Source organism: Achromobacter spanius (assembly GCF_029637605.1).
Lineage (GTDB): Bacteria > Pseudomonadota > Gammaproteobacteria > Burkholderiales > Burkholderiaceae_B > Achromobacter > Achromobacter spanius_E.
This window is the reverse complement of the sequence record NZ_CP121261.1, coordinates 5,835,136-5,858,662: the sequence shown is the minus strand read 5'-3', so window position 1 is coordinate 5,858,662 and position 23,527 is coordinate 5,835,136. Positions and strand designations below refer to the sequence as shown.

The following is a 23,527-nucleotide window of genomic DNA, read 5'->3' as shown; positions in this document are numbered from 1 at the left end:
CCGCCGCGTCAATCAGCCTGCACCGGGGCCTGCGCCACGGTTTGCGTCGGGGTTTGCGCCGGGGTTTGTACAGACGCGCCCAGCGCAACGGTATCGGACGGAATGACTTCAACCGCCGCGCCGTTGTGCAGGCGCAGTTGGCCCGCCGTCACCACCTGGTCGCCCGCTTCCAGGCCTTCGGTCACGACCACCCGGCCGCCCACGCGTTCGGCGGTTTTGACATAGGCTTGCCGCACCGTGGCGGCAGCGCCTTTCTGGTCGGCCTTGGGGCCCGCCAGCACGAACACGGAATCGCCATAGGCGCTGTAGCTGACGGCGGTTTCGGGCACGGTGATCACATTGGGGCGGTCGGGCAGGCCGATGCGGCCGTGCGCGAACATGCCGGCCGCAAGCGCCCCGTCGGCGTTGGCCAAGGTGGCTTGCACGCGCACCGTGCGCGAACCGGCATCCACCTGTGGTTCTACTGTGGTCACCTGGCCGGCGAACGCGCGTCCGGCGTGGGCGTCCACCGTCACCGTCACCGGCTGCCCGGCGCGCACCGCGCCCAGCGCCTGTTCGGGCAAAGTGATGTTGGCGTACATGGTGGAGGCGTCCGTCAGCGATACCAGCGCGTCGCCCGCCCGGGCGAACTGGCCCAGGTTGACGCGCCGCACACCCAGCACGCCATCAAAGGGCGCCTTGACCCGCTTTTGCTCGATCAGGGCCTGCACCCGCTTGATGTCGGCGGCGGCTTGGTCATAGTCCGCCTGCGCCTGCTCCAACTGTTCCCGCGTGGCCGCCTGTTGCGGCACCAGGCGCCGCGTGCGTTCCAGCAAGGCGCGCGCATTGCGGGCCTGCGCTTGCAGGCGCGCCAGCTCGCCCTGCTCGGGCGCATCGTTCATCTGCACCAGCAATTGGCCGGCCTTGACCTGCTGGCCCGCCGTGAAAAGGATCTGCGTGACGCGGCCGTCCACTTCCGCCGGCACCTGCACCTGGCGCGTCGCCTCCAGGGACCCGATCCCGCTCAAGGCCATCGGAAACGCCGCCTGCACCGCGGGCGCCACGGCCACCTTGGCGGGTGCCATCGCCCATTCGCCCTGCTGCGACGCCTGGCTGTACTTCCACGCCAGCCCACCTGCCACCGCCAGCACCAGCACGGCGATAGCCGCCGCCCATGCCCCAGATTTCGCCTTCATGATTCTCTCTTTTATTTATCCAAGAATAAGCTTGGATAATCCATGATTCGGCTCGGTTCGTCAAAGTGGACGATGCAATGCAAGGGATAGCGCCATGCTATCGGGCAAAAAAAACCGCCAGGCGATGCTGGCGGTTTTGGGTCAGACGCGAAGTTCCGGCAAGGCGGGGGTTCAGGTTCGAACCATGTGCAGGTAATGGCGATGGCGTTCGTACTGGTCCAGGATGTCGCCGATGACGGCATCTCGGCTCCAGCCCATGATGTCGTAGTCCTGCCCGCCTTCGCGCAAATGCACTTCAGCGCGGAAGTACTTGCGTTCATCTTCGTCGGCGGCCTCGTCCGGCGTCAGGCTGGGGCGCACAAAGGCCTCGGGCTGCACGGCATACGAGAAGTCCAGGTGCTCGCCATGGGACACCTCAAGCACGGCGCTGCCGTCAGTTTCGTTTTCGCGCACTTCAACGGCGTAGCCCTGCTTGCGCAGTTCGTCAGCCACGTCTTCCAGCGCGGGCCGGACCACGTCGCTGATAAAGCGTTGCACGTGCGAACGGCGCGGCATCATCACCATGTTGCGCAGCCGGCGCTCCCAGGACTGCCCACCGCGCGCGGGGCGCGACAAGGTCAATGACTGGTAGCGGATGCCGCGCTTGGTGGCGTCCAGCTTCAGCGCCTTGAACAAGCCCCACAGGGACAACAGCAAAATGACCGAGAACGGCAGCGCACTGGCGATGGTGGCGGTCTGCAAGGCTTTCAGCCCATCCGCCAGCAACAGGGCGATAGCCACCGCGCCCATCAGCAGCGACCAGAAGATGCGCTGCCACACCGGCGTGCGGTCGGATCCGCCCGAGGCCAGCAAATCAACCACCAGCGCCCCCGAGTCGGCCGAGGTCACGAAGAAAACCGCCACCATCGCAATGGCAATGATCGACAGCAGCCCGCTCCAGGGCAGTTGCTCAAGAAAGGCGAACAAGGCCAGCGAGGAATCGGCGTCCACCACTTCCGCAAAGCCCTGCACCTTGTCCACCAGGATCATGTGGATGGCGGTGTCGCCAAACACGGTCATCCAGAACAGCGTGAAGCCCGCCGGCACCAGCAGCACGCCGGTGACGAACTCGCGGATGGTGCGCCCGCGCGAGATACGTGCAATGAACATGCCCACGAAGGGCGACCACGCAATCCACCAGCCCCAATAGAACAGCGTCCAGCCGCCGATCCAGTCGGTGGGTTCGTAGGCGTACAGGTTGAAGGTCTTGTTGACGATATCGGACAGGTACGTGCCCGTGTTCTGAACAAAGGTCTGAAGCAGAAACACGGTGGGGCCCACCACCAACACAAACAGCAGCAGCACCGCGGCCAGCACCAGGTTGGTTTCGGACAGGATGCGGATGCCCTTGTCCAGCCCGCTGGCCACCGATATCGTCGCCAGCCCGCAGGTGATGATGATCAGGATGATCTGCGTCGTGACCCCGACCGGTATGCCGAACAGGTGATTCAGCCCGCTGTTGATCTGCGCCACGCCCAGCCCTAGCGAAGTCGCCACGCCCAACACGGTGCCAAGAATGGCGAAGATGTCGACGGCGTGCCCGATCGGCCCATGGATGCGGTTGCCGATCAGCGGATACAAGGCCGAGCGCAACGTCAGCGGCAAGCCATGCCGATAGCTGAAGAACGCCAGCACCAGCGCCACCACTGCGTAGATGGCCCAGGCATGCAGGCCCCAGTGGAAGAAGGTGATCTTCATCGCCTCGCGCGCCGCGATGGCGGTGCCGCCTTCGCCCACGGGCGGCGACATGAAGTGCATCACCGGTTCGGCCACCCCGAAGAACATCAGGCCGATGCCCATGCCCGCGGAAAACAGCATCGCAAACCAGGTGAAGTTGCGGTAATCGGGTTCGCTGTGATCAGGCCCCAGCTTGATGTCGCCATACCGGCTGACCGCCAGGAACACCACGGCCAGCAAGATAATCGCCACGACCAGGATGTAGAACCAACTGACGTTGCCCAGGATCCAGCCTTGCACGGCGTCGAACACGGTCTGCGCCTGCTTGGGCGCAAGAATCGCGAACCCGACCAGCAGCAGCGTGAAAATGGCCGCCGGAAAAAACACAGGTCGATTGATGGTGGATGGTCGGGTTTCTGAAGTCATGCAGCAGCTCCTTTCGCCCGAGGGTGGAAATATCCGGCGCGCAGTCCCCCTCAGTCCGACTGTGCGCCGCAGGTATTACTATCACGGCCAGCGTGCGGATGACAATCTCAAAAAATTGTGTACCGGGCGATACATCATGGGTATCGCCGAGTTTCGCTGTCTGGACTGACCGCCCTGTTGGCCGCCTTGGTGCCGGCTTGGTGCCGCCTTGGTGCCGGCTTAGTCGCCGTCCGACTGAGCGTCCGCCGCCGTCTCTGGCGATGGCTCGCCAAACACCACGCGGCGGAAAAAGCCCGCCAGCACGGCTTCGGTCATTTCCAGGCTGACCCCTTGCGGGTCGAAGGCATAGCTGAACTGCATGCCGTCCGACAAGGCCAGCAAACCCACCGCCAACTGTTCGGCGGGCAGCGGCAGCGGCGTGCCGACCTGGGCGGAAAACTGACGCACGTATTCGGTGGTGGCCGCGCGCAACTCACGCAGGCAGTCGGTGAAGCCCACGCGAAAATCCGGGTCGCGCGCCGCTTGCAGCTTGCCTTCCATCCAGAGCAGGAAGCAGTCGTTTTCGCGGTGGTGCGTGCTGTAGTACGCCAGCACGCGCGCCTCCATTTGCTGGCGCGATTCGCCTGCTTCGAAGATGGCGCGCATGTCGGCCATCACTTTGTCGTGATCGCGCCTGAGCAATTGCAGGAAAAGTTCGGACTTGCTGCCGAAATTGGAATAGAAGGCCCCGCGGGTGTATCCCGCCAGTTCGGCGATGTCTTCAACGCTAGCGGCCACAAAACCCTTGCTGAGAAAAACCGATTGCGCAGCGTCCAGCAGACGCTGGCGCGTCTGGTCTCGGCTTTGTTCACGGGTAAGGCGGACTTTTGACATGGCGGGAAGTTTAGCATTGGCCGCAATTTCAAATACAGTCTTGTATCCGAATACATTGCCGCATTAGAATTCAGGCCGTATCGAGTTCCATTCCTCTTTTCCCCCCTTCGCGCCGCGAGGTGTTTCGTGAATTTCCCTGGTTCCCGCCCACATTCGCCGGTGAGCACCCCTGCCGTCGACGCGGCCTCCTCCCCTGCCTTTGCGCATCGCTGGACCTGGACGCGTCGCCTGGCGCTGCCGGCCGCGCTGGCCTTGGCCTTGGCCGTATCGGCCTGCGGGCGCAAAGACGCGCCGGCCCCCGCCCCCCGCCCCGTGGTCGCCATGCCGACCCAGGCCGACGAGCGACTGCCCGCGTGGATCTTGCCGGGCGAAGTCCAGGCGCGCTACAGCACGCCGCTGTCCTTCCGCGTGGGCGGCAAGATCATTGAACGCAAGGTCAGGCTGGGTGACAGCGTGGTGCCGGGGCAGGTCGTAGCCAAGCTGGACCCGGCCGACGCCGCCAAGAACGCCGCGGCCGCAAAGGCCCAGTTGTCGGCCGCACAGCATCAATTGACGTACGCCCGCCAGCAGTTGGAACGCGACCGCGCCCAGGCGCGCGAAAACCTGATCGCGACGAACCAGTTGGAACAGACCCGCAACGCCTATGCCTCGGCATTGGCGCAACGCGACCAGGCCGCGCAACAGGCCGCGCTGTCGGCCGACCAGCTTGAATACACCACGCTGCAAGCCGACCAGGCCGGTGTCATCACTGCCGAAGAGGCCGACACGGGCCAGAACGTGGCCGCGGGCACGCCCGTCTACCAACTGGCCTGGGCCGGCGATATCGACGCCATCTGCGACGTGCCGGAAAGCGTGCTGGCGGGGCTGACCGTGGGGCAACGCGCCAGCGTCACCTTGGGGCCCCTGCCCGGCCAGACCTTTGCCGCCGTGCTGCGCGAGATCGCGCCCGCCGCCGATCCGCAAAGCCGCACCTACCGCGTCAAGCTCACGCTGGAATCGCCATCGCCCGAGGTGCGGTTGGGCATGACCGCCAACATCAGCTTCGACAACCCCGGCGCCGCAAGCCAGGCCACCTACACCGTGCCCGCCACGGCGCTGTTCCATGACGGCAAGGAACCCGCCGTGTGGGTCGTTAAGCCGCAAGAAGACACGCTGGAACTGCGCCGGGTGAAGGTGCTGCGCTACGACGCTCGCACGGTCACGCTGTCCAACGGCGTGCAGGCCGGCGAGCGCGTGGTCTGGCAAGGGGTGCATACGGTGACCGCCGGTGAAAAAGTCCGCCCCGTGGCGCCCTTGCACCCCGAGGACTTCGCATCATGAGCGCCGGCCCCCAAGAACCTGGTCAAGAATCCGGCAATGCCCCGGGCCACGAGCACAACGAAGGCAAATTCAACCTGTCGGCCTGGGCGCTGCGCCACCAGCCGCTGGTGATTTTCCTGATTACGCTGGTCACGCTGTTTGGCGTGCTGTCGTATTCCAAGCTGGCCCAGTCCGAAGACCCGCCCTTCACCTTCCGCGTGATGGTCATCAAGACCCTGTGGCCCGGCGCCACCGCGCAGCAGGTGCAGGAACAGGTCACCGACCGCATCGGCAAGAAGCTGCAGGAAACCGCCAACACGGACTTCCTGCGCAGCTATTCCCGGCCCGGCGAATCGCTGATCTTCTACACCATGAAAGACTCGGCGCCCGCCAACACGGTGGCCGACCAGTGGTACCAGATCCGCAAGAAGGTGGGCGACATCCAGGCCACGCTGCCGCAAGGCGTGCAAGGCCCGTTCTTCAACGATGAATTTGGCGACGTCTACACCAACATCTACACCCTGCACGGCGACGGCTTCACGCCCGCCCAACTGCATGACTACGCCGACCGCCTGCGCACCGTGCTGCTGCGTGTGCCCGGCGTGGCCAAGGTCGACTACTTTGCCGACCCGGCCGAACATGTCTACATCGAAATCTCCAACACGCAACTGACGCGCTTGGGCGTGTCGCCCCAACAGATTGCGCAAGCCATCAACACGCAGAACGCGGTGGCCGGCGCCGGCACCCTGACCACCGCCGACGACCGCATCTTCGTGCGGCCCACCGGGCAGTTCGACAACAGCCGCGCGCTGGCGGATACGCTGATCCGCGTAAACGGCAAGTCGATCCGGCTGGGCGACATCGCCACCATCCACCGTGGCTACGACGACCCGCCCATTGAACAAATGCGATTCGGCGGCGCCCCCGTGCTGGGCATCGGCATCACCATGCAGCCGGGCCAGGACGTGGTGCGCCTGGGCGAATCCCTGGACACGAGCTTTGAAAAGCTGAAGGCGCAACTGCCTGCCGGGCTGACGCTGACCGAAGTCTCCAGCATGCCGGACGCCGTGTCGGATTCCGTGGATGAATTCCTGCGCTCGGTCGCCGAGGCCGTGGCCATCGTGCTGATCGTCAGCCTGGTGTCCTTGGGCTTGCGCACCGGCATGGTGGTGGTGATTTCCATTCCGGTGGTGCTGGCCATCACCGCGCTGTTCATGGACATGTTCGGCATCGGCCTGCACAAGGTGTCGCTGGGCACCTTGGTGCTGGCGCTGGGCCTGCTGGTGGACGACGCCATCATCGCCGTGGAAATGATGGCGGTGAAGCTGGAGCAGGGCTGGAGCCGCGCGCGCGCCGCCGCCTTTGCCTACACCAGCACCGCGTTTCCCATGCTGACCGGCACGCTGGTCACCGTGGCGGGCTTTCTGCCGATTGCGCTGGCCAAGTCCAGCACCGGCGAATACACCCGTTCAATCTTCCAGGTGTCGGCCATTGCGCTGATCACGTCGTGGTTCGCCGCCGTGGTCCTGATTCCGCTTCTTGGGTATCGGCTGCTGCCTGAACGCAAGCGTGAAGCGCATCTGCCGCACGATCACGAACACGACATCTACAACACCCGCTTCTACCAGCGGCTGCGCGGCTGGGTCGCGTGGTGCGTGGACCGCCGCTTCTGGGTGCTGGCGGGCACGGTGGTGATCTTCGTCATCGCGATGGCGGGCTTTAAGTTCGTGCCGCAACAATTCTTTCCCAGCTCGGACCGCACCGAACTGCTGGTGGACGTGCGCCTGCAAGAAGGCGCGTCGTTCGCGGCTACGCTGCGCCAGGTCGAGCGCGTGGAAAAGGCGCTGGAGGGTCGGCCCGAGATCGACCACACGGTCAGCTTCGTGGGCACCGGCGCGCCGCGTTTCTACCTGCCGCTAGACCAGCAATTGGCCACGCCGAACTTTGGCCAACTGGTCATTACCGCGCATTCCGTGGAAGACCGCGAAAAGCTGGCCAGTTGGCTGGAACCGATGCTGCGCGAGCATTTTCCGGCCATCCGCACCCGGCTGTCGCGGCTTGAAAACGGGCCACCCGTCGGCTACCAGGTGCAGTTCCGCGTCAGTGGCGACAAGATTCCGGAAGTGCGCGCGGTGGCAGAGAAAGTGGCCGCGGAAGTCCGTGCCGACAGCCGCTCGGTCAACACACAGTTCGACTGGGACGAGCCCTCGGAACGGTCGGTGCGTTTCGAGATCGACCAGCAGAAGGCGCGCGAACTGGGCATCAGTTCCAGCGACATCTCTGACTTCCTGGCCATGACGCTGTCGGGCTATACCGTGACGCAGTACCGCGAACGCGACAAGCTCATCAACGTCAGCCTGCGCGCGCCGCGCGAAGAACGGGTGGACCCGGCCCGCCTGGCCACGCTGGCCATGCCCACACCCAATGGCCCCGTGCCGCTGGGCAGCCTGGGGCAGGTGCATTACGACCTGGAATACGGCGTGATCTGGGAACGCGACCGCCAGCCCACCATCACGGTGCAGGCCGACGTGGTGAGCGGCGCGGAAGGCATCGACGTCACCCATGCCATCAACAAGAAGCTGGACGCGCTCCGCGCCGACCTGCCGGTGGGCTACCGGATCGAAGTCGGCGGGCCCGTCGAGGAAAGCGCCAAGGGCCAATCGTCCATCAACGCGCAAATGCCGTTGATGGCGGTGGCCGTGCTGACGCTGCTGATGGTGCAACTACAAAGCTTCGCGCGTGTGCTGATGGTGGTGCTGACCGCGCCGCTGGGCCTGATCGGCGTGGTGGCGGCGCTGTTGCTGTTCGGCAAGCCCTTCGGCTTCGTGGCCATGCTGGGCGTCATCGCCATGTTCGGCATCATCATGCGCAACTCGGTGATTCTGGTTGACCAGATCGAGCAAGACATCCTGAACGGCCACAAGCGCGTGGATGCGATTGTGGGCGCCACCGCGCGGCGCTTCCGTCCGATTGTGTTGACGGCCGCCGCCGCCGTGCTGGCGCTGATTCCGCTCTTGCGCAGCAACTTCTTCGGCCCCATGGCCACCGCATTGATGGGCGGCATCACCAGCGCCACGGTGCTGACACTGTTCTTCCTGCCCGCGCTGTATGCCGCCTGGTTCCGCGTACGGCACGACGAGCGCGACGAGCCCGAAGGCGTGCCGCCCGGCGCCAACGCCGCCGACACGCTGGAACGAGGAGCTTGATGATGAAGATCCACCCGACTCGTCCGACCCCGGCGATCCCTTCCGCCCGCCCTGGCGCGCGGCCGCTGACCCGGCCCTTGGCTTTGCCCGTGGTTTTACCCTTGCTGCTGGCCTTGAGCGCCTGCGCCTTCGCGCCGGACAGCAAGCCGCCCGCGATGGCCTCGCCTGCCCGGTACGGCGTGGAACCGACGCCCGCCCAGGGCGCCACCGCACAAGGTGTGGCGCAGCGCTTTGAACAGGGCGCGCGGCCCGTGCCCGAATGGTGGAAGCGTTATGGTTCCGATGCGTTGAACGCCCTGGTGCAGGAAGGCTTGGCCAACAGCCCCAACCTGGCGGCAGCCGAACGCAACCTGGCCAGCGCGCGCGAACAGTTGCGCGCGCAGGTGAATTCGTCGCTGCTGCCCTCGGTAGACGCAGGCGCCAGCGCCACGCGCAACCGCGCGCTGACCATGCCCAACCTGCCCCAGCCCACGGCGCTCTATAACGTCTTCACCGGCCAGGTCCAGGCCAGCTATGACCTGGACCTGTTCGGCGCGGCGCGCTTTGCCAATGCCTCGTTGGCGGCGCAAGTCGAGCAGCAGGCCTTCCAGCTGGAATCCGCGCGGCGCTCACTGGCCGGCAATATCGTCACCGGCGCCATCAGGTCGGCATCACTGGCCGAACGGGTCGCGCTGACCGAAAAGCAGGTGGTGTTGCTGCGCCAGGTGGCGCGCGATACGCAACGCCGTTATGAACTGGGGTCGGCCTCGCAGAACGACGCCTTGGATGCCGACCAGGATGCCGCCACGCTGGAGGCCTCGCTGCCCGGCCTGCGTGCGCAATGGCAGGCCACGCGCCATGCGCTGGCGGTGCTGCTGGGCCGCAGCCCCGACCAGGCACCGGACGACCTGGCCTTCAGCATGCTGGCGGTGCCGGCGCAGGTGCCGGTGGTCGTGCCCTCCGAGCTGTTGGCCTCGCGCCCCGACATCCTGGTGGCCGACGCGGTGGTGCAGGCTGCCGCCGCCGACGTGGGCGTGGCCACCGCGCAGTTGTTCCCCAGCCTGTCGCTGTCCGCCTCCATGGGCAAAGGCGGCTTCAGTTGGCCGGCGGCCCTGTCGGGCGCGGGTTCCATCTGGGCCATCGGCGCATCGCTCACCCAGCCCATCTTCCATGGCGGCGCCCTGCTGGCCGAGCGCCGCGCGGCCAAGGAACGCTACGAGGCGTCGGTGCTGCAATACAAGCAAACCGTGCTGACCGCATTCCAGGACGTGGCCGATACCTTGGCGCGGCTGGACGCCGACGGGCAGGCGCTGGCCTCGGCCGAGGCCTCCCGCCGCGCGGCCGAGCAGTCCTACCGCAACACAGCCAGCCGTGTACGCCTGGGTGCGCTGGCGCCTTACACCGAGTTCGCGGCCGAACAGCACTATGTGGCGGCGCGCCTGCGTGAATTGGAATATGCGAATGCCCGGCTGACGGAAACGGCGGCTCTGTTCCAGGCCATGGGTTCCCCCGCGCGTGCATCGGAAATGGCGGCGCAGGTACCCTGACAGCGCGCACGGTTGTCATCAGCGCGGCTTGACCGCACAAAAGGCCCCCATGCGTACAGCGCCGGGGGCCTGTTTTTTTGTGCCCGCTTTTCTTCTCCATTGGGTAAACCCTGAGCAATATTGGCGCCAAAATAAGCTAACATTTTTGCAACGCTGGTTTCTCCCCTTCCGACTTCACGGCGCGCAACGCCGCATCCCGTCCATGACCCAAACCACCCAATTTCCCTTCGTATCAGTTTCCGGCACGCCCGAGGCCCGCGGCCGTTCCTATGGCCAGCAAGCCGCGGCGCGCGTGCGCAAAAGCGCGGCCATGTACGGCCAGACGCTGGTCGAACTGGGCTACGACGCCATGGCGCGCACCGAACTCATCGCCCACTTCGCCCGCGAAATCGAGCACTTTGCACCGCACTACGTGGAAGAAATGCGCGGCATCGCGGCCGGCGCCGACGTGCCGTTCGAAGACATCGTGATGGTCAACGCGCGCACGGAAGTCGTGGCCAAGGCCCGCGCCGACAAGAAGAAGGCGGCCGAACTGGAACCCGGGGACGGCTGCACGGGCGCGTTGATCCTGCCCACGCGCTCGGCCAACGGCAAGCTGATCCACGGGCAAAACTGGGACTGGCGCGCCGAATGCGCCGAGACGGCCATCGTGCTGCGCGTGCGCAACGACAACGGCCCGGACATGCTGACCTTCGTGGAAGCGGGCGGCCTGGCCCGCAGCGGCCTGAACAGCGCCGGCGTGTCCATCACCGCCAACTACCTGGAATCCGACCGCGACTTCCGCCAACTGGGCGTGCCGCTGTCACTGATTCGCCGCAAGGTGCTGGAACAGGAACACTTCGCCCTGGCCATCAAGGCCGTGGCCACGACGGCCAAGTCATGCTCCAACAACATCATGCTGGGCATGGCGGCGGGTTTTGGCGTGGACTATGAGTGCACCACCGACGAGGCCTTCCCGATCTACCCGGGCAGCGATGACCTGATCGTGCACGCCAACCACTGGGTCAGCGAAGTGGCACTGTCGAAGTTGCGCGACACGGGACGCGCCAGCACGCCGGAAAGCGCCTACCGCGACTGGCGCGTGCGCCGTCTGCTGAATGAGAAGAAACATCTGACGCGCGAAGACCTCAAGCGCGCGCTGTTCGACGACTTCGGCGCGCCCTATTCCGTATGCCGCCCGCCTCGCCCCGGCAGCCACGACAACCTGTCGGCCACCGTGGCCATGGTGGTCATGGAACCCGCCGCCGGGCTGATGGAGGTGGCGCCCCTGCCCGCGCTGAACCGCACGTTTACCCGCTACAGCCTGACCGCCGAACCCGAACTGCTGGCCGCCGCCTGACCCCTGGCACGCCCGCGCAACCCAAGGAAGTTTCAATGAAGATCCATTGCCTGAACGCCGCGGTTGCGCTGGCGCTGGCCAGCCTGGCCGGCACGGCCCATGCGCAAGCCAACTTGCCGCTGCGCATCTCGATGACCGCCGACATCCGCTCAACCGAACCGGGCGTCAACCGCGACAGCAACAGCGACGCGGTGGTGATGCACATCGTGGAAGGCCTGGTCGCCTATGGCGAAGATGCCGAGGTGCGCCCGCTGCTGGCCAAGTCCGTGCAGGTCAGCCCGGACGGCAAGACCTACACGTTCACCTTGCGTGACGGGGTGACGTTCCACAACGGCAAGCCGATGACCTCGGCCGACGTGCTGTGGAGCTGGCAACACTACACCGCCGCGAATTCCGGCTGGCGCTGTGCCAGCGAATTCGATGGCCGCGGCACGGTGAAGGTGACGGGCGTGGAAGCGCCCGATGCGCGCACGGTCATCTACCACCTGGAAAAGCCCAGCAGCTTGTTCCTGGCGTCCTTGGCCCGCATCGACTGCGGCGGCACCGGCATTCTTTCCAAGGATTCGGTCGGTGCGGATGGTGCCTGGATCAAGCCCATTGGCACCGGCCCTTTCGAGCTGGCGGAATGGAAGCGCGGTGAATACATCCGCCTGACCAGGTTCGCGGGCTACGCCAACCTGGACGGCAAGCGCGACGGCTACACGGGTTCCAAGCGCCCGCTGGTGGACGAAGTGCGCTTCATGATCGTGCCGGACGACTCCACCGCCAAGGCCGCCTTGCAACGCGGCAACATCGACATCATCGAAGACGTGTCCAACAACGACGTGCCAGTATTGCAAGGCACGCCGAACGTGAAGGTGGCTTATGCGCCGGTGATGAGCATGACGGCGCTGCTGCTGCAAACCAAGGACCCGGCCTTGTCGAACGTGAAGATGCGCCAGGCCTTGGCGCACGCCATCGATTACAAGCAGTTGGCCGCCGCCGTCACCGAAGGCCTGGCCCAGCCCAACAATTCCATCGTGCCGCTGGTGTCGCCCTACCACGATGCCACGCAAAAGCTTGGGTGGGACTATGACCCCGCCCAGGCGCAGAAGCTGCTGAAGGAGTCCGGCTACAAGGGGCAGGCGCTGACCATCCTGACCACCAAGCGCTATCCGCAATCGTATAACTCGGCCGTGATCGTGCAGGCGATGCTGCAATCGGTGGGCATCAACGCACAGTTGTCGGTGGTGGAATGGGCGACCCAGCTAGACCGCTACAACGCAGGCAAATATCAGATGATGACGTTCCCGTATTCGGCGCGCCTGGACGCGGCGCTGAACTACGAGATGGTAACGGGCGACAAGACCAAGCAGCCACGCAAGATCTGGGACAACGCAGAGGCGTTGAAGCTGGTGGAAGCAGCGTCGGTGGATTCCGACCCGGCCAAGCGACAGGCGTCGTTTGATCAGTTGCATAGGTTGTTCCTGGCTGACGTGCCCAGCATCCCGCTCTACAACGGACTGGATATCGGCGCCTATCGAGACAACATCAAGGGCTACCAACCCTGGGCCGTGAAAAAACCGCGAGCCTGGGAAGTCGAGCGCGCAGCGCCAACGGCACCCGCGCAAGGCCCCCCCCGGTAGGATGGGTGTAGCGCGAGACACCGCTTGTTCGAAACCCGATACATGCCGCGCGCAACCCATCAGCAGCCGCCGCTGATGGGTTACGTGCGATCCGCGCCGGCTTTCGCGGCCAGACATTCGCGCACTTCACCCATCCTACAAATACGCCCCGTAGGATGGGTGAAGCGCGAACCACCCACGATTCGAACCCCGATATACGCCGCGCGCAACCCATCTCGTCCTACCCTACTTCCCCCCCACTAACCTCGTCTCCCAAGCCCTCGGCTTCCCTTCCCACACCGAAAACCCCTCGACCCGCTTGTTCGTCGCCCAGGCGTCTGCCCCGTTGTACAGCATCAGCATCGGCGTTTGTTCCAGCATCAACGCATGCAACTTATCGAACAGCGCCTGGCGTTTTGCCGGATCTGATTCCAGGAAACTCTCATCAATCAGCTTCTGCGCCGCCGGGTCGTCCCAGACCTTGCGCGGCTGCTTCGTCTTGTCGCCCGAGAACTGCTCGAAGCTAAGCGCCGGGTCCAGCCGCGATGAATAAGAGAATGAACTGATCTGGTATTTACCTGTGTTGTAGCGGTCCAGTTGCGTGGCCCATTCCAGCACCTCGATCTTGGCGTTGATACCCACCGCCTGCATCATCGCTTGCGCAATCACCGCCACCTGATAGCTCGGCACGTGGGCGCGCTTGTTCGCATAGATCACCACTGGCTCGCCCGCGTAGCCGGCTTCTTTCAGCAACTGCTGCGCGCGTGCCGGATCGTACTTGTAGCCCCGCTTTTCGGCGTCCTTGTAATAGGCCGACCCCGCGTAGACGGCAGAGTTATTCAGTTGACCCAAGCCTTCGGACGCAGCTGCCACCACTTGCGGAATGTCCAACGACGCAGCGATTGCCTGGCGCATCTTCACGTTCTTCAGCACCGGGTCCCGCGTCTGGAACAACAGCACATGCTTGACGGCATCATGCGGGCTGAACACGGTCAGTGTCTTGACGCTCTTCAGTTCGCCCACATCCGTGTTGGTGATCTGACTGGCATCGATGGCACCCGACATCAGGCCGGCCTTGGAGGTGGACGGGTCCGGCACCACCAGGAACTTCACGTCGTCCACCAACGGCCGTTTCGAACCCAGGTAGCCGTCAGGCTTGTCGCCCGGCGGCGAGGCGTAGTCCTTGAACGCGGTCAGCAGCGTATATTCGCCGCGTTTCCATTCCTTGAACATGTAGGGGCCGGTGCCGATCGGCTTGATCCATGAGCCATCGGCCGCCACCGAATCCTTGGACAAGATGGCGGTCATGCCGCAGTCCGTGCGCGCCAGGGAATCCAGGAAGACGGCCGACTTGCGGTCCACCTTCATCACGACCGTCTTCGGGTCCGGCGCGCTTACCTCCGTGACCTTCAAGCCGTTGCGCCCGTCGAAATCGCTGCGGCAGCGCCAGTCCGTCTTGGCGTCCATGTAGCGTTGCCAGCTCCAAAGCACGTCGGCCGAGGTCAGCGTGGCGCCGTTATGGAACTTGACGCCATCACGCAGCGTGAAGGTGTAGGTCAGCCCATCCGCCGACAAGTCCACCGACTTGGCCAGCAGCGGGCCGACGGTGCCGTCTTCGCGGTAGCCCACCAGCCCCTCCACCATGTTCAGCACCACGCCGTCCGTGGTGTTATCTCGGTTGACGCCCGGGTTTGTCGAACGGATGTCGGCCGGCTGCGCGATAGTGAGCACGGCGGCATGAACCGGCGCGGCGGCGGCAAGCGCCAGGCAGAGCGAGAGCGCTCTGGGAACGAATGGGTGGTGCATGCAAGACTCCCCGGCGTGTGGCGCAGATTTCACGCATATTTTGGCGCCAAAATAATCTGCTAATTATGGAGGCTACGATCTCGGCCGCCATACGGGGTATCCCTGAAACGCAGACAAAAAAACGGCGGCCTCTTTGCAGGAGGCCGCCGCGTGGGCGTGGCAAGGTCAGATTCCGGGTCTGGCGCGCGCGTCAGGAAATGTCCTGCCCGACGTGCTGCGAGATGATCTTCTGCAACCGCTTCACGTCGCGCGCTTCCAACGCATCGACCATGTCGAAGTGCTCGCGCGCCGAGATCTCAATGCGTGAACGGGTGACCCATTCCTTGGCCGGGGCGGCAGGACCCCGCGCGCGCGTTTCCTGGATCAGCGCGGCCAGTTCGCGGTTGCCGCACATGTCGTACATGGCCGCATGAAACGCCAGATTGACCTCGTACTGTTCCAGCAAGGTGCCATCCTGCAGCAGTTTCGCGAAACGTTCGGCCAGCGTGCGCAGCGCGCGCACTTTGGCGGCCGTGACGTTGGGCATCAAATCAGCAGCCGCGCCCGTCTCAAGCAGGATGCGGATGTCACGGATCTGCAGGTGCACGTCCGGGTCCATGGCGTAGACGTGATAGCCCCGGTTGGGGATGTGCGCAATCAGCCGTTTGGCGGCCAATTGATCTAGCGCCCGCCGCACGTCCAGGCGCTTGGCGTCATAGCGTTCTTGCAGGTCGATCTGTTTCAACCAGGCGCCGGGACCATACACACCCGACTGAATATCATGGGCAATACGGTCAACCAGGCCGGGTTGCATCGCTGCCGCTTTCGGCATGGACCACTCCCGTGTGTCAGTTCCAAAGCGCGTATTTTAGGCGGAAGTGCTTGCAGCGAAAGCAGGGGGTTCCCTGCCCCGCATCAAGCGATCGCCCGCATGGGTTCCTGCCCCTCCAGGCGCCAACGCAGCCGCACGCCCCCGCTCTCGGTGGATTCCAGCGCCGGGATCGCCTGCAACAGGCTGCGCGTGTATTCCTCTTGCGGCCGGTCGAACACCGCGTCGCGTGAACCTTGCTCGACGATGCCGCCATCGCGCATGACCACCACGCGGTCAGCCACCTGCTCCACGACGCCCAGGTCGTGGCTGATGAACAGGCACGAAAAGCCGTGCCGTTCCTGCAGGTCGGCAAACAGATCCAGCACCTGCGCGCGCACGGTCACGTCCAGCGCGGACACGGGCTCATCGGCAATCACGAATGCCGGCCGGCGCACGATGGCGCGCGCGATGGCGACGCGCTGGCGCTGGCCACCCGACATTTCGTGCGGAAAGCGCTTGGCGTATTCGGATCCCAGGCCCACTTCGGCCAGCACCTCGTCCACGCGACGGCGCTTGTCGGCCGCCGACAGGCCGTCCACCATGCGCAGGCCTTCGCCCACCAATTGGCCGATCGTCATGCGCGGATCCAGCGATGAATACGGGTCTTGGAACACCATCTGGCAGTTCAATCGATAATCGCGCCAGGCCGCCGACCGACGGCTAACCGGCTGGCCACGAAACAGGATCTGGCCGGACGTGGGCGCTAGCAGCCCCGCAATGGCGCGGCCCAGCGTCGTCTTGCCCGAGCCGGACCCGCCCACTACCGCGACAACCTCGCGCGGCTTGACGTGCAGGTCGATGCCGTTCAACGCCCGCTTGGCGCTGGTGCGCGAGAACAGGCGCTGGTGGCCGGCGTAGTCCACCACCAGACCCTGGACCTCGACGATGGGCGCCTCCTGCGCCAGCTTGCGAGCCGGCAGCCGGCGCGGCATCGCGTCCAGCAGCTTGCGCGTGTACGGGTGCCTCGGCCGCTCCAGAATGCCCGCGGTGGTGCCGGCTTCCAGTACCTTGCCGTGCTGCATGACGACCATGCGCTCGGTGTAGCGCGCCACCATCGGCAGGTCGTGGCTGATCATCAGCACGGCCGTGTTGTGCTCGCGCGTCAGGTCCACCATCAATTCCAGCACGTCGCGCTGCACCACGGCATCCAACGCGGTGGTGGGTTCATCGGCAATCAGCAGCGCGGGCTGCAGCAGCATCACCGAAGCCAGCATCATGCGCTGGCGCATGCCACCTGAAAACTCGTGCGGCCAGGCGTCCATCGCGGCATTGGGGTCGCGGATTCCCACCCGGCGCAGCATTTCCAGGATGCGTTCGCGGCGTTGCGCCGTGGACAAGGTCCGGCGATGCAGTTTCAAGCCCTCGTCCAGTTGACGGCCGATCGGCATGGACGGGTTCAGGGATGTCATCGGTTCCTGGAACACCATGCCGATGCGCGCGCCACGCAGCTTGCGTAGCACCGAGGCGTCCGCCTTCGTCACATCCACGCCTTCGAACTGGATGGCGCCGCCCGCCACCACCAACGGCGCGGGCGTGAGGCCCATGATGGCGCGGGCGGCCTGCGTCTTGCCACTGCCCGATTCGCCCACGATGCCCACCATTTCACCCGGCGCCACATCAAACGACACCTCGCTGACGATCTCGCGCCCTCCCTGCCCCACGGTCAGGGTCAGGTTCGATACGGATACCAGTGCGCTCATTGCACGCCCCTCATGCGGGGGTCGAGACGGTCTCGCACCGCATCGCCCAGCAGGTTGATGCCCAGCAGCGCAAGCGCGATGGCCAGGCCGGGAAGAATGGATAGGTACGACGCCTGCGCCATGAACGGACGCGCGGCGGCCAGCATATTGCCCCAGGTGGGCGCGGGCGGCGGCACCCCCAGGCCCAGGAAGGACAGCGCGCTTTCCGCCAGGATCACCCAGCCGAACATGGACGTGGCCAGCACGGTCAAGGGCGCCACGCAGTTGGGCAGCACATGCCGGAACATGGTGTAGAGCTCGGAATTGCCCAGCACGCGGGACGATTCGATGAACTCCTTCTCGCGCAGGGACAGCACCGTGCCGCGCACGATGCGCGTCACCGATGGCGTATACGCCAGGCCCAGCGCCAGGATGATGCCGTACTTGTTGGCGCCCACCACGGCCAAGAGGCCCAAGGCCAACAGCAGGCCCGGAAAGGCCAGCAGTGCATTGTTGAAAGCCATGATGATGCGGTCGGTCCAACCGCGCACGAAGCCGGTCAGCGTGCCGATGGCGGTGCCCGCCACGATGGCGAAGGTCACCGTCAACAGGCTGATCCAGACGCTGCTGGACGCACCGGCCAGCAACCGCGACAGTTCGTCGCGGCCGAACTCATCCGTGCCCAGCAGGAAGTCTCCGCCCGGCGGCTTGAGCCGCGCGACGAAGTTGATTTTTAGCGGATCGTGCGGTGTCCAGAAGGCGCCCATGAGCGCCGCAACGATCATCGCCCCGACGATCAGGCCGCCCAGGAGCGCGTTGGCGGGAATTCGCTTTTTCATTCGGCGGTCACTCTCGGGTCGAAGATGGGATAGCACAGGTCGATCAGCAGGTTCACCACTACATAGACCACGCCTACGAACAGCAGGCAGCCCTGGATCACCGGGTAATCGCGCGCGAAGATGGAGTCCACCAGCAGGCGCCCAAGCCCGGGAATGGTGAACACCGTTTCCACCACCGCGATGCCGCCCAGCAGGTTGCCCAGCACCAGGCCGATCAACGTCCAGGTTGGCCCGAACGCGTTGCGGAAGGCGTGGCGCATCAGCACGGCCGATTCAGACAGGCCCTTGGCGCGCGCATGCGTGATGTAGTCCAGCCGCAGCACCTCCAGCGTGCTGGCGCGCGCCATGCGCATCAGCACACCGATTTCGTGCAGGAACAGCGTCAGGATGGGCATGGCCAGATACAACAGGCCGGCCTTCCAGTCTTCGCCGATCGACACATACCCCACCACCGGCAGCCATTGCAGCTTCAAGCCAAAGAAAATCAGCAGCAGCAAACCCAGCCAGAAGGTCGGGATGGACACCAGCAGCGTGGCCGAGCCCACCAGGAACAGGTCGGGCCATTTGTTCTGCTTCCAGGCCGCGATCATGCCCGCCGGCACCGCCACCAATGCGGCGAACAGCACGGCCACCAGCACCACGCGCCCGCTGATCAGGAAGCGCTCCCACACCAGGGGCAGCACGGGTTGGCCGGTATTGATGGACGCGCCCAGGTCACCGTGCAACATGTTGCCAAACCAGATGCCGAACTGGGCAAGCCAGGTCTGGTCCAGCCCCAACCGCGCCCGCAGGTCCGCCAGCGCGGCCGGCGTGGCCAGGTCGCCCAGCAGCAATTGGGCGGGATCGCCCGGAATCAGCCGGATCATCACAAACACCGTCACCGCCACGATCAGCAGGGTCGGTATCGCCATGACAATTCGGGATAGTGCGAAACGCAGCATGCCCCTCTCCTAATCCTGAACACGGACGGGCGGATATCCGCGCCGCCCCGGCCCGGCAATGTCAGTTTTCCTGATGCCGCAACTTGCGCAGCGCGCGCGCCAGGAAGTCCTGCACCTGACCCACGCATTTCAGGCCGTCGTGCGGCACGTTGTCCACCACGTCCAGCACTGCCTTCACGCCCGCCGCTTCGAAAGAACGGCGCAGCGACTCCAGTCGTTCGGGGCGCGTCTTGCCGGCGTCGTTGGCGCCGGGCATGAAGAACTTGCCGCCTTCGCGATGGGTGATTTCCCAGGTTTCCAGGTCGGCCTTGCCCACAATCATGTGCACCGCCACCTGCTTGAGCGCTTCGATGTCAACGCCCTTGCCAAAGCGGGTTTCGGCGTCGCGCACGCCAACCCACCAATCCTGGCTGGGGTCCAGCAGCGTCACCGAGCCTGGCGCGCCGATCGATACGGCCCACAGGCGTTCAGGATGCAGGTAGGCGAAGCGGTTCACAAACTGGCCGCCTCCGGAATAGCCGAACAAGCCGAACTTCTTGAACGGCAGGCCGAACTTCTCGCCCACTTCGGCCACCATGTCGAGAAGGATCTGGTCGTAGCGGATCTCGCCTTCAAGCAGTTGCTTGAAGCCGTCGCGGTTGCCGTCGCCCAAGGGGCCCACGGGGAACAACGGGCAGAGCACGATGCAGTCATTCCAGCGCGCGAACTCCGCGAACGCATCGCGGTATTCCACGAAGGCGCGACCGGTGCCGTGCATGATCACGACAAGCTCCATCGGATGCTTGGCGGTGTCGATGTGCGGTGGCACATACATGCAATAGGAAAAGCGCGGATCGGTACGCGCCGCGAAGACCGTGCTGTGGCCCAGGTCGTAGATGGCCCGCGCCAGGGCGGCGTCGGGAGTCAAGGCGATAGCTGCGTTGGACTGCATGATTTCCTCATGTCCATGGCCGCTAGGGGCGGACGCATGGTTGGCTGCCGATGATCGAGATAATGATCACATAAATTGGCGCCAATTTTAGGCATATGCGTTTCCGGGCAACAAGGCAGGGGATTCCCTAGGCTGGGGCGTGATGCGCAGCCAAGCGCGCAACGACAAGGCCCGGAGGGCCGGAAATGGCCACTCCGGGACGGTCTTCGGGCTTCGTCCTAAAGTCTCGTCTTGGGACTTAATCCCGCATTCAGCTTTTCTTGAACAGCCGTTTGACGACGTTGACCACACCCAGCACCACCGCGCCGGCCACAATGCCGAACAGGGCGTTGAGAACGGTGGACGTCAACGCGTGCACCACGCCACCGCCGCCCACCGCGGCCGCGGCGTGTTCAACGGCCGCGTGTACCGGCGCAATGCCGTGCGTGAGGATGGCGCCGCCCACCATGAACATCGCGGCGGTGCCAACCACCGACAAGGTCTTCATCAGATAGGGCGCGGCCCCCACGATGCCCCGGCCCAGCCACGCCACCGCCTGCGTGCGCTTCTGGCTCAGGTGCAAGCCCAGATCGTCCAGCTTGACGATACCGGCCACCAGGCCATACACGCCGACCGTCATCGCGATGGCGATGATGGACAGCACCGCCACCTGGCGCGTGAAATCCGCGCCCGCCACCGCCCCGAGGCTGATGACGATGATTTCGGCCGACAGGATGAAGTCTGTCCGAATGGCGCCTTTGATCTTGTTGCGTTCAAACGCAACCATGTCCACCGCTGTGTCCTGAAGGGCTTGCGCGCGCGCCGCGTGGTTGCCCTCGTCAGACTCGCCATGCGGCAGGAATTTGTGCGCCAGTTTCTCTACGCCTTCGTAGCAGAGAAACGCGCCGCCCAGCATCAGCAGCGGCGTCACCGCCCAGGGCGCGAACGCGCTGATCAGCAGCGCCGACGGCACCAGGATCAGCTTGTTGATGAACGAGCCCTTGGCCACCGCCCACACCACGGGCAGTTCCCGGTTGACCGGCACCCCGCTCACCTGCTGCGCGTTCAGCGCCAGGTCATCGCCCAGCACGCCGGCCGTCTTCTTGGCCGCGACTTTGGTCATGACGGAAACATCGTCCAGAATGGTCGCGATGTCGTCGAACAATGCAAAGAAACTGCTGCCGGCCATCAAGCATCTCCTGAACCCATGAAGGTGTTCCGAGTTTACAGGCGGCAGCGCGTTTTCTTGTCACCCGGCAACCGTCGCATTATGCCGCGCGGTCCCACACACCGGCACGCAAGTGCGCCACGCGCGCCAACAAAAAGGCCGCCCGATTGGGCGGCCCTGACTGGACGGTGCGCAGCGCGATGCCACGGCATTTCAAGACGGCCTGGCATGCGAATCAACCACAAGCCGGCCATGATTGATCGCGGCATCCACCGCCATGCCCGGGCTGGAGACAAATCCGCCTGATTCGAACAGCGGCACGGCATGATGCTCGTTCAATTTGTCTTGGTCGGCCGCCAATTCAACCGCTACCGTTGCGGTGAACGCGGGCCGGCCGCTGCCCCCGACTGCTATCCGGGAAACATTGGCGGTAAGCCGATAGCCCTTGTAAACCATATTGTTGTGAAACATGAAAGCCCCTTCTGTATTTAAAGGCCCAACATTAAAGGCCCAAAGTAAAAGGCCCACCGGGCCTTTATTTACAAAGCGCGAATTTGCGTGGCGTGAGGGCCTTTCGCGCCTTGTGCGGTGACGTAGCTGACGCGTTGGTTTTCCATCAGCACTTTGTGCCCTTCACTGACGATTTCCGAGAAATGTGCGAATAAATCCTTGCCGCCGTCCTCGGGCATGATGAAGCCAAATCCTTTCGCATCGTTAAACCATTTGACGATTCCGGTTTCCATAATCTCATTCCTTTTAAATGCGAGCACTGCTCGCGAAGATGAGCCTATCAAGGAAAGGACTGCGAACAATGAAGCGCCCCAAGGGGAGCAAGACCGGACGAAAATCGCGATGCTCGAAAAGCTTCATATCCACTATGGGTGCAGGGGTGGGCAATGTCAATCGGCGTTTCCAATTACCACGCAAGCATGAGTAACGCGACAAATAAACACGAATTCACGAAATCACCGTGTAATAAGGACCTGGGAATTCCCCTTGGCATTGCTTATTGCGTAACCAAGCCTGGATAAGCGTATACCCGAACGAGAAAGGGCGTATGCTGCCGCAATGGTGCTTGAACGCGCGTCACCTCGCCGTATCGCCATACAGGAGTATGGCCATGCACCACCAGCCCAAGCGCTACGCGCGCACAAGCCTCAACACGCAACTGTCTTTCCTCGCGCACGCGCGGCTCACGGTTCAAGCGTGAGCGCTATCCGAAGGTCGATCGCCAGATTCGCCAACGCCTGCGTCAAGTTGCTGCCATCGGCGCAGCGCCCTACCCCGAGTGGCGAGCCCAGGCGCGAACCGCAGCGCGACCACGCCGCCATTGCTTCGCCATGGCGCATTTACCGCATCTATGCCCGGCCCGGCCATTTGCTGATGCGCAACGAGCAAGGCCGTATCCTGGATCTGGGCGTGATGAAAGGCGAAGAACCCAATCTGACGTACCGGCTGTTTGCCCGCGACCTGCAAGGCAAGGGTTTTGCCAGCCGCACGCTGCTGCTGGACGACATCGCACGCCGCATCGAAGCGGGCGAAGTCAGCAAGGAACTTCTCAACCTGCCCGAATGGGATCAGCCCCTGGGCGCGGACCTGGACCGTGGCACGCATACGGACGTGTCGATGAAGCTGGGGCGCTAGTCGCCCGGGCAAGCAGCACTACTTTTGCGTCTGCTGCGCCACGCACATATTCACGACGCCATTGACCAGTGCTTCAATCCGATCGCGCTCCGCGCCTTTTTCGTTCGTGATCAGCATGCTGTCATAGGCGGTGTAGTCCTTGAGCGGCACGGACTTCTGCAAGCCGTCCAGCACGCAATTGCAATAGGTGTCTGCACGCGCGTCCACATCGGGCAGCGCGCCCGCGCTTTTCTTGAAGCCTTCCACGCAAGCGCTATAGGTCACGCGGCGCACGCTCTCGGGGTATTCGTTTTTCTTGCCGCATCCGGCCAGCCCCAACATAGCCAACGCGCCTGCCACCGCCAACCACTTAGCTTGCATCGAACCGCTCCCTGTTGAAATTCAAAACGGTGCATTTTGGCACAGGGACTTTGCTCGCGAATCAATCCTGGCCAGGATCGCCCCACGTGAGCGCCGATTCGTGTAATTGGGTCCGATAAACGACCCATTTGGCCCCTTCCCAATTTCTCGGTGTGTATGGTACACA

At 64.3% G+C, this 23,527-nt stretch carries 19 protein-coding genes; 6 read left to right on the top strand and 13 right to left on the bottom strand.

What is annotated here, in order from left to right; translation table 11 throughout:
* Nucleotides 1–8: 8 nt before the first annotated feature.
* The 3 genes from P8T11_RS26235 to P8T11_RS26225 all read right to left on the bottom strand — a co-directional run bounded on the left by P8T11_RS26235 (nt 9) and on the right by P8T11_RS26225 (nt 4,190).
* The gene (locus P8T11_RS26235) at nt 9–1,175 is read right to left on the bottom strand and encodes an efflux RND transporter periplasmic adaptor subunit (RefSeq protein WP_268079334.1); all 1,167 of its coding nucleotides are present in this window, start codon (nt 1,173–1,175) and stop codon (nt 9–11) included.
* Nucleotides 1,176–1,346: 171 nt separating this feature from the next.
* Nucleotides 1,347–3,317, bottom strand: coding sequence for a BCCT family transporter (locus tag P8T11_RS26230; protein ID WP_268079335.1), 1,971 nt, complete (start codon nt 3,315–3,317; stop codon nt 1,347–1,349).
* A 219-nt stretch (nt 3,318–3,536) separates the two neighbouring features.
* A complete protein-coding gene (locus tag P8T11_RS26225; protein ID WP_268079336.1) occupies nt 3,537–4,190 on the bottom strand; it encodes a TetR/AcrR family transcriptional regulator in 654 nt (217 codons plus the stop codon).
* Between the two features lie 228 nt (nt 4,191–4,418).
* Between P8T11_RS26225 and P8T11_RS26220 the strand changes: the two genes are divergently transcribed.
* The 5 genes from P8T11_RS26220 (at nt 4,419) to P8T11_RS26200 (ending at nt 13,185) form a co-directional block, all read left to right on the top strand.
* Nucleotides 4,419–5,510 (top strand): efflux RND transporter periplasmic adaptor subunit, encoded by a 1,092-nt coding sequence (locus P8T11_RS26220; RefSeq protein WP_268082500.1) that lies wholly within the window; start codon nt 4,419–4,421, stop codon nt 5,508–5,510.
* Nucleotides 5,507–8,695 carry an efflux RND transporter permease subunit gene (locus tag P8T11_RS26215; RefSeq protein WP_268079337.1) on the top strand — a complete coding sequence of 1,063 codons (3,189 nt, stop codon included), beginning with the start codon at nt 5,507–5,509 and terminating at the stop codon, nt 8,693–8,695. The genes P8T11_RS26220 and P8T11_RS26215 overlap by 4 nt, the downstream gene beginning before the upstream one ends.
* Nucleotides 8,695–10,221, top strand: a complete 1,527-nt coding sequence (locus P8T11_RS26210; protein WP_268079338.1) for an efflux transporter outer membrane subunit — start codon at nt 8,695–8,697, stop codon at nt 10,219–10,221. The genes P8T11_RS26215 and P8T11_RS26210 overlap by 1 nt, the downstream gene beginning before the upstream one ends.
* A 202-nt stretch (nt 10,222–10,423) precedes the next feature.
* The gene (locus P8T11_RS26205; RefSeq protein WP_268079339.1) at nt 10,424–11,560 is read left to right on the top strand and encodes a C45 family autoproteolytic acyltransferase/hydolase; all 1,137 of its coding nucleotides are present in this window, start codon (nt 10,424–10,426) and stop codon (nt 11,558–11,560) included.
* 35 nt (nt 11,561–11,595) lie between these two features.
* Entirely contained in the window at nt 11,596–13,185 is a 1,590-nt protein-coding gene (locus P8T11_RS26200) for an ABC transporter substrate-binding protein (RefSeq protein WP_268079340.1), read from the top strand.
* 225 nt (nt 13,186–13,410) lie between these two features.
* On the opposite strand, the gene P8T11_RS26195 is transcribed toward P8T11_RS26200, so the two are convergent.
* The 9 genes from P8T11_RS26195 to P8T11_RS26155 form a co-directional block, all read right to left on the bottom strand.
* Nucleotides 13,411–14,970: an ABC transporter substrate-binding protein gene (locus P8T11_RS26195; RefSeq protein WP_268079341.1), complete on the bottom strand. Its 1,560-nt coding sequence runs from the start codon at nt 14,968–14,970 to the stop codon at nt 13,411–13,413.
* A 190-nt stretch (nt 14,971–15,160) separates the two neighbouring features.
* Nucleotides 15,161–15,781, bottom strand: coding sequence for a GntR family transcriptional regulator (locus tag P8T11_RS26190; protein ID WP_268079342.1), 621 nt, complete (start codon nt 15,779–15,781; stop codon nt 15,161–15,163).
* A gap of 83 nt (nt 15,782–15,864) precedes the next feature.
* Nucleotides 15,865–17,520 carry an ABC transporter ATP-binding protein gene (locus tag P8T11_RS26185; protein ID WP_268079343.1) on the bottom strand — a complete coding sequence of 552 codons (1,656 nt, stop codon included), beginning with the start codon at nt 17,518–17,520 and terminating at the stop codon, nt 15,865–15,867.
* Nucleotides 17,517–18,338, bottom strand: a complete 822-nt coding sequence (locus P8T11_RS26180) for an ABC transporter permease (protein ID WP_268079344.1) — start codon at nt 18,336–18,338, stop codon at nt 17,517–17,519. Before P8T11_RS26180 ends, P8T11_RS26185 begins: the two co-directional genes overlap by 4 nt.
* Complete coding sequence (locus tag P8T11_RS26175) at nt 18,335–19,279, bottom strand: ABC transporter permease (RefSeq protein ID WP_268079345.1); 945 nt, start codon at nt 19,277–19,279, stop codon at nt 18,335–18,337. Before P8T11_RS26175 ends, P8T11_RS26180 begins: the two co-directional genes overlap by 4 nt.
* Before the next feature lie 61 nt (nt 19,280–19,340).
* Entirely contained in the window at nt 19,341–20,210 is an 870-nt protein-coding gene (locus tag P8T11_RS26170) for an alpha/beta hydrolase (RefSeq protein WP_268079346.1), read from the bottom strand.
* 250 nt (nt 20,211–20,460) lie between these two features.
* Nucleotides 20,461–21,378 carry a DUF808 domain-containing protein gene (locus P8T11_RS26165; RefSeq protein ID WP_268079347.1) on the bottom strand — a complete coding sequence of 306 codons (918 nt, stop codon included), beginning with the start codon at nt 21,376–21,378 and terminating at the stop codon, nt 20,461–20,463.
* A gap of 192 nt (nt 21,379–21,570) precedes the next feature.
* A complete protein-coding gene (locus tag P8T11_RS26160) occupies nt 21,571–21,828 on the bottom strand; it encodes a hypothetical protein (RefSeq protein ID WP_259251979.1) in 258 nt (85 codons plus the stop codon).
* Nucleotides 21,829–21,896: 68 nt separating this feature from the next.
* The gene (locus P8T11_RS26155; RefSeq protein ID WP_050448526.1) at nt 21,897–22,100 is read right to left on the bottom strand and encodes a cold-shock protein; all 204 of its coding nucleotides are present in this window, start codon (nt 22,098–22,100) and stop codon (nt 21,897–21,899) included.
* A 463-nt stretch (nt 22,101–22,563) separates the two neighbouring features.
* Here P8T11_RS26155 and P8T11_RS26150 point away from each other — a divergent pair, with 463 nt between their 5' ends.
* Nucleotides 22,564–23,001, top strand: a complete 438-nt coding sequence (locus P8T11_RS26150) for a hypothetical protein (protein ID WP_268079348.1) — start codon at nt 22,564–22,566, stop codon at nt 22,999–23,001.
* Nucleotides 23,002–23,019: 18 nt separating this feature from the next.
* Here P8T11_RS26150 and P8T11_RS26145 read toward each other — a convergent pair whose 3' ends face one another.
* The gene (locus tag P8T11_RS26145) at nt 23,020–23,361 is read right to left on the bottom strand and encodes a hypothetical protein (RefSeq protein WP_268079349.1); all 342 of its coding nucleotides are present in this window, start codon (nt 23,359–23,361) and stop codon (nt 23,020–23,022) included.
* Nucleotides 23,362–23,527: the final 166 nt, after the last annotated feature.

Excerpts from the sequence above, each read along its gene's own strand:
- P8T11_RS26235 (WP_268079334.1), bottom strand. The coding sequence starts at position 1,175 with ATGAAGGCGAAATCTGGGGCATGGGCGGCGGCTATCGCCGTGCTGGTG.
- P8T11_RS26230 (WP_268079335.1), bottom strand. The coding sequence starts at position 3,317 with ATGACTTCAGAAACCCGACCATCCACCATCAATCGACCTGTGTTTTTT.
- P8T11_RS26225 (WP_268079336.1), bottom strand. The coding sequence starts at position 4,190 with ATGTCAAAAGTCCGCCTTACCCGTGAACAAAGCCGAGACCAGACGCGC.
- P8T11_RS26215 (WP_268079337.1), top strand. The coding sequence starts at position 5,507 with ATGAGCGCCGGCCCCCAAGAACCTGGTCAAGAATCCGGCAATGCCCCG.
- P8T11_RS26210 (WP_268079338.1), top strand. The coding sequence starts at position 8,695 with ATGATGAAGATCCACCCGACTCGTCCGACCCCGGCGATCCCTTCCGCC.
- P8T11_RS26205 (WP_268079339.1), top strand. The coding sequence starts at position 10,424 with ATGACCCAAACCACCCAATTTCCCTTCGTATCAGTTTCCGGCACGCCC.
- P8T11_RS26200 (WP_268079340.1), top strand. The coding sequence starts at position 11,596 with ATGAAGATCCATTGCCTGAACGCCGCGGTTGCGCTGGCGCTGGCCAGC.
- P8T11_RS26195 (WP_268079341.1), bottom strand. The coding sequence starts at position 14,970 with ATGCACCACCCATTCGTTCCCAGAGCGCTCTCGCTCTGCCTGGCGCTT.
- P8T11_RS26190 (WP_268079342.1), bottom strand. The coding sequence starts at position 15,781 with ATGCCGAAAGCGGCAGCGATGCAACCCGGCCTGGTTGACCGTATTGCC.
- P8T11_RS26185 (WP_268079343.1), bottom strand. The coding sequence starts at position 17,520 with ATGAGCGCACTGGTATCCGTATCGAACCTGACCCTGACCGTGGGGCAG.
- P8T11_RS26180 (WP_268079344.1), bottom strand. The coding sequence starts at position 18,338 with ATGAAAAAGCGAATTCCCGCCAACGCGCTCCTGGGCGGCCTGATCGTC.
- P8T11_RS26175 (WP_268079345.1), bottom strand. The coding sequence starts at position 19,279 with ATGCTGCGTTTCGCACTATCCCGAATTGTCATGGCGATACCGACCCTG.
- P8T11_RS26170 (WP_268079346.1), bottom strand. The coding sequence starts at position 20,210 with ATGCAGTCCAACGCAGCTATCGCCTTGACTCCCGACGCCGCCCTGGCG.
- P8T11_RS26165 (WP_268079347.1), bottom strand. The coding sequence starts at position 21,378 with ATGGCCGGCAGCAGTTTCTTTGCATTGTTCGACGACATCGCGACCATT.
- P8T11_RS26160 (WP_259251979.1), bottom strand. The coding sequence starts at position 21,828 with ATGTTTCACAACAATATGGTTTACAAGGGCTATCGGCTTACCGCCAAT.
- P8T11_RS26155 (WP_050448526.1), bottom strand. The coding sequence starts at position 22,100 with ATGGAAACCGGAATCGTCAAATGGTTTAACGATGCGAAAGGATTTGGC.
- P8T11_RS26145 (WP_268079349.1), bottom strand. The coding sequence starts at position 23,361 with ATGCAAGCTAAGTGGTTGGCGGTGGCAGGCGCGTTGGCTATGTTGGGG.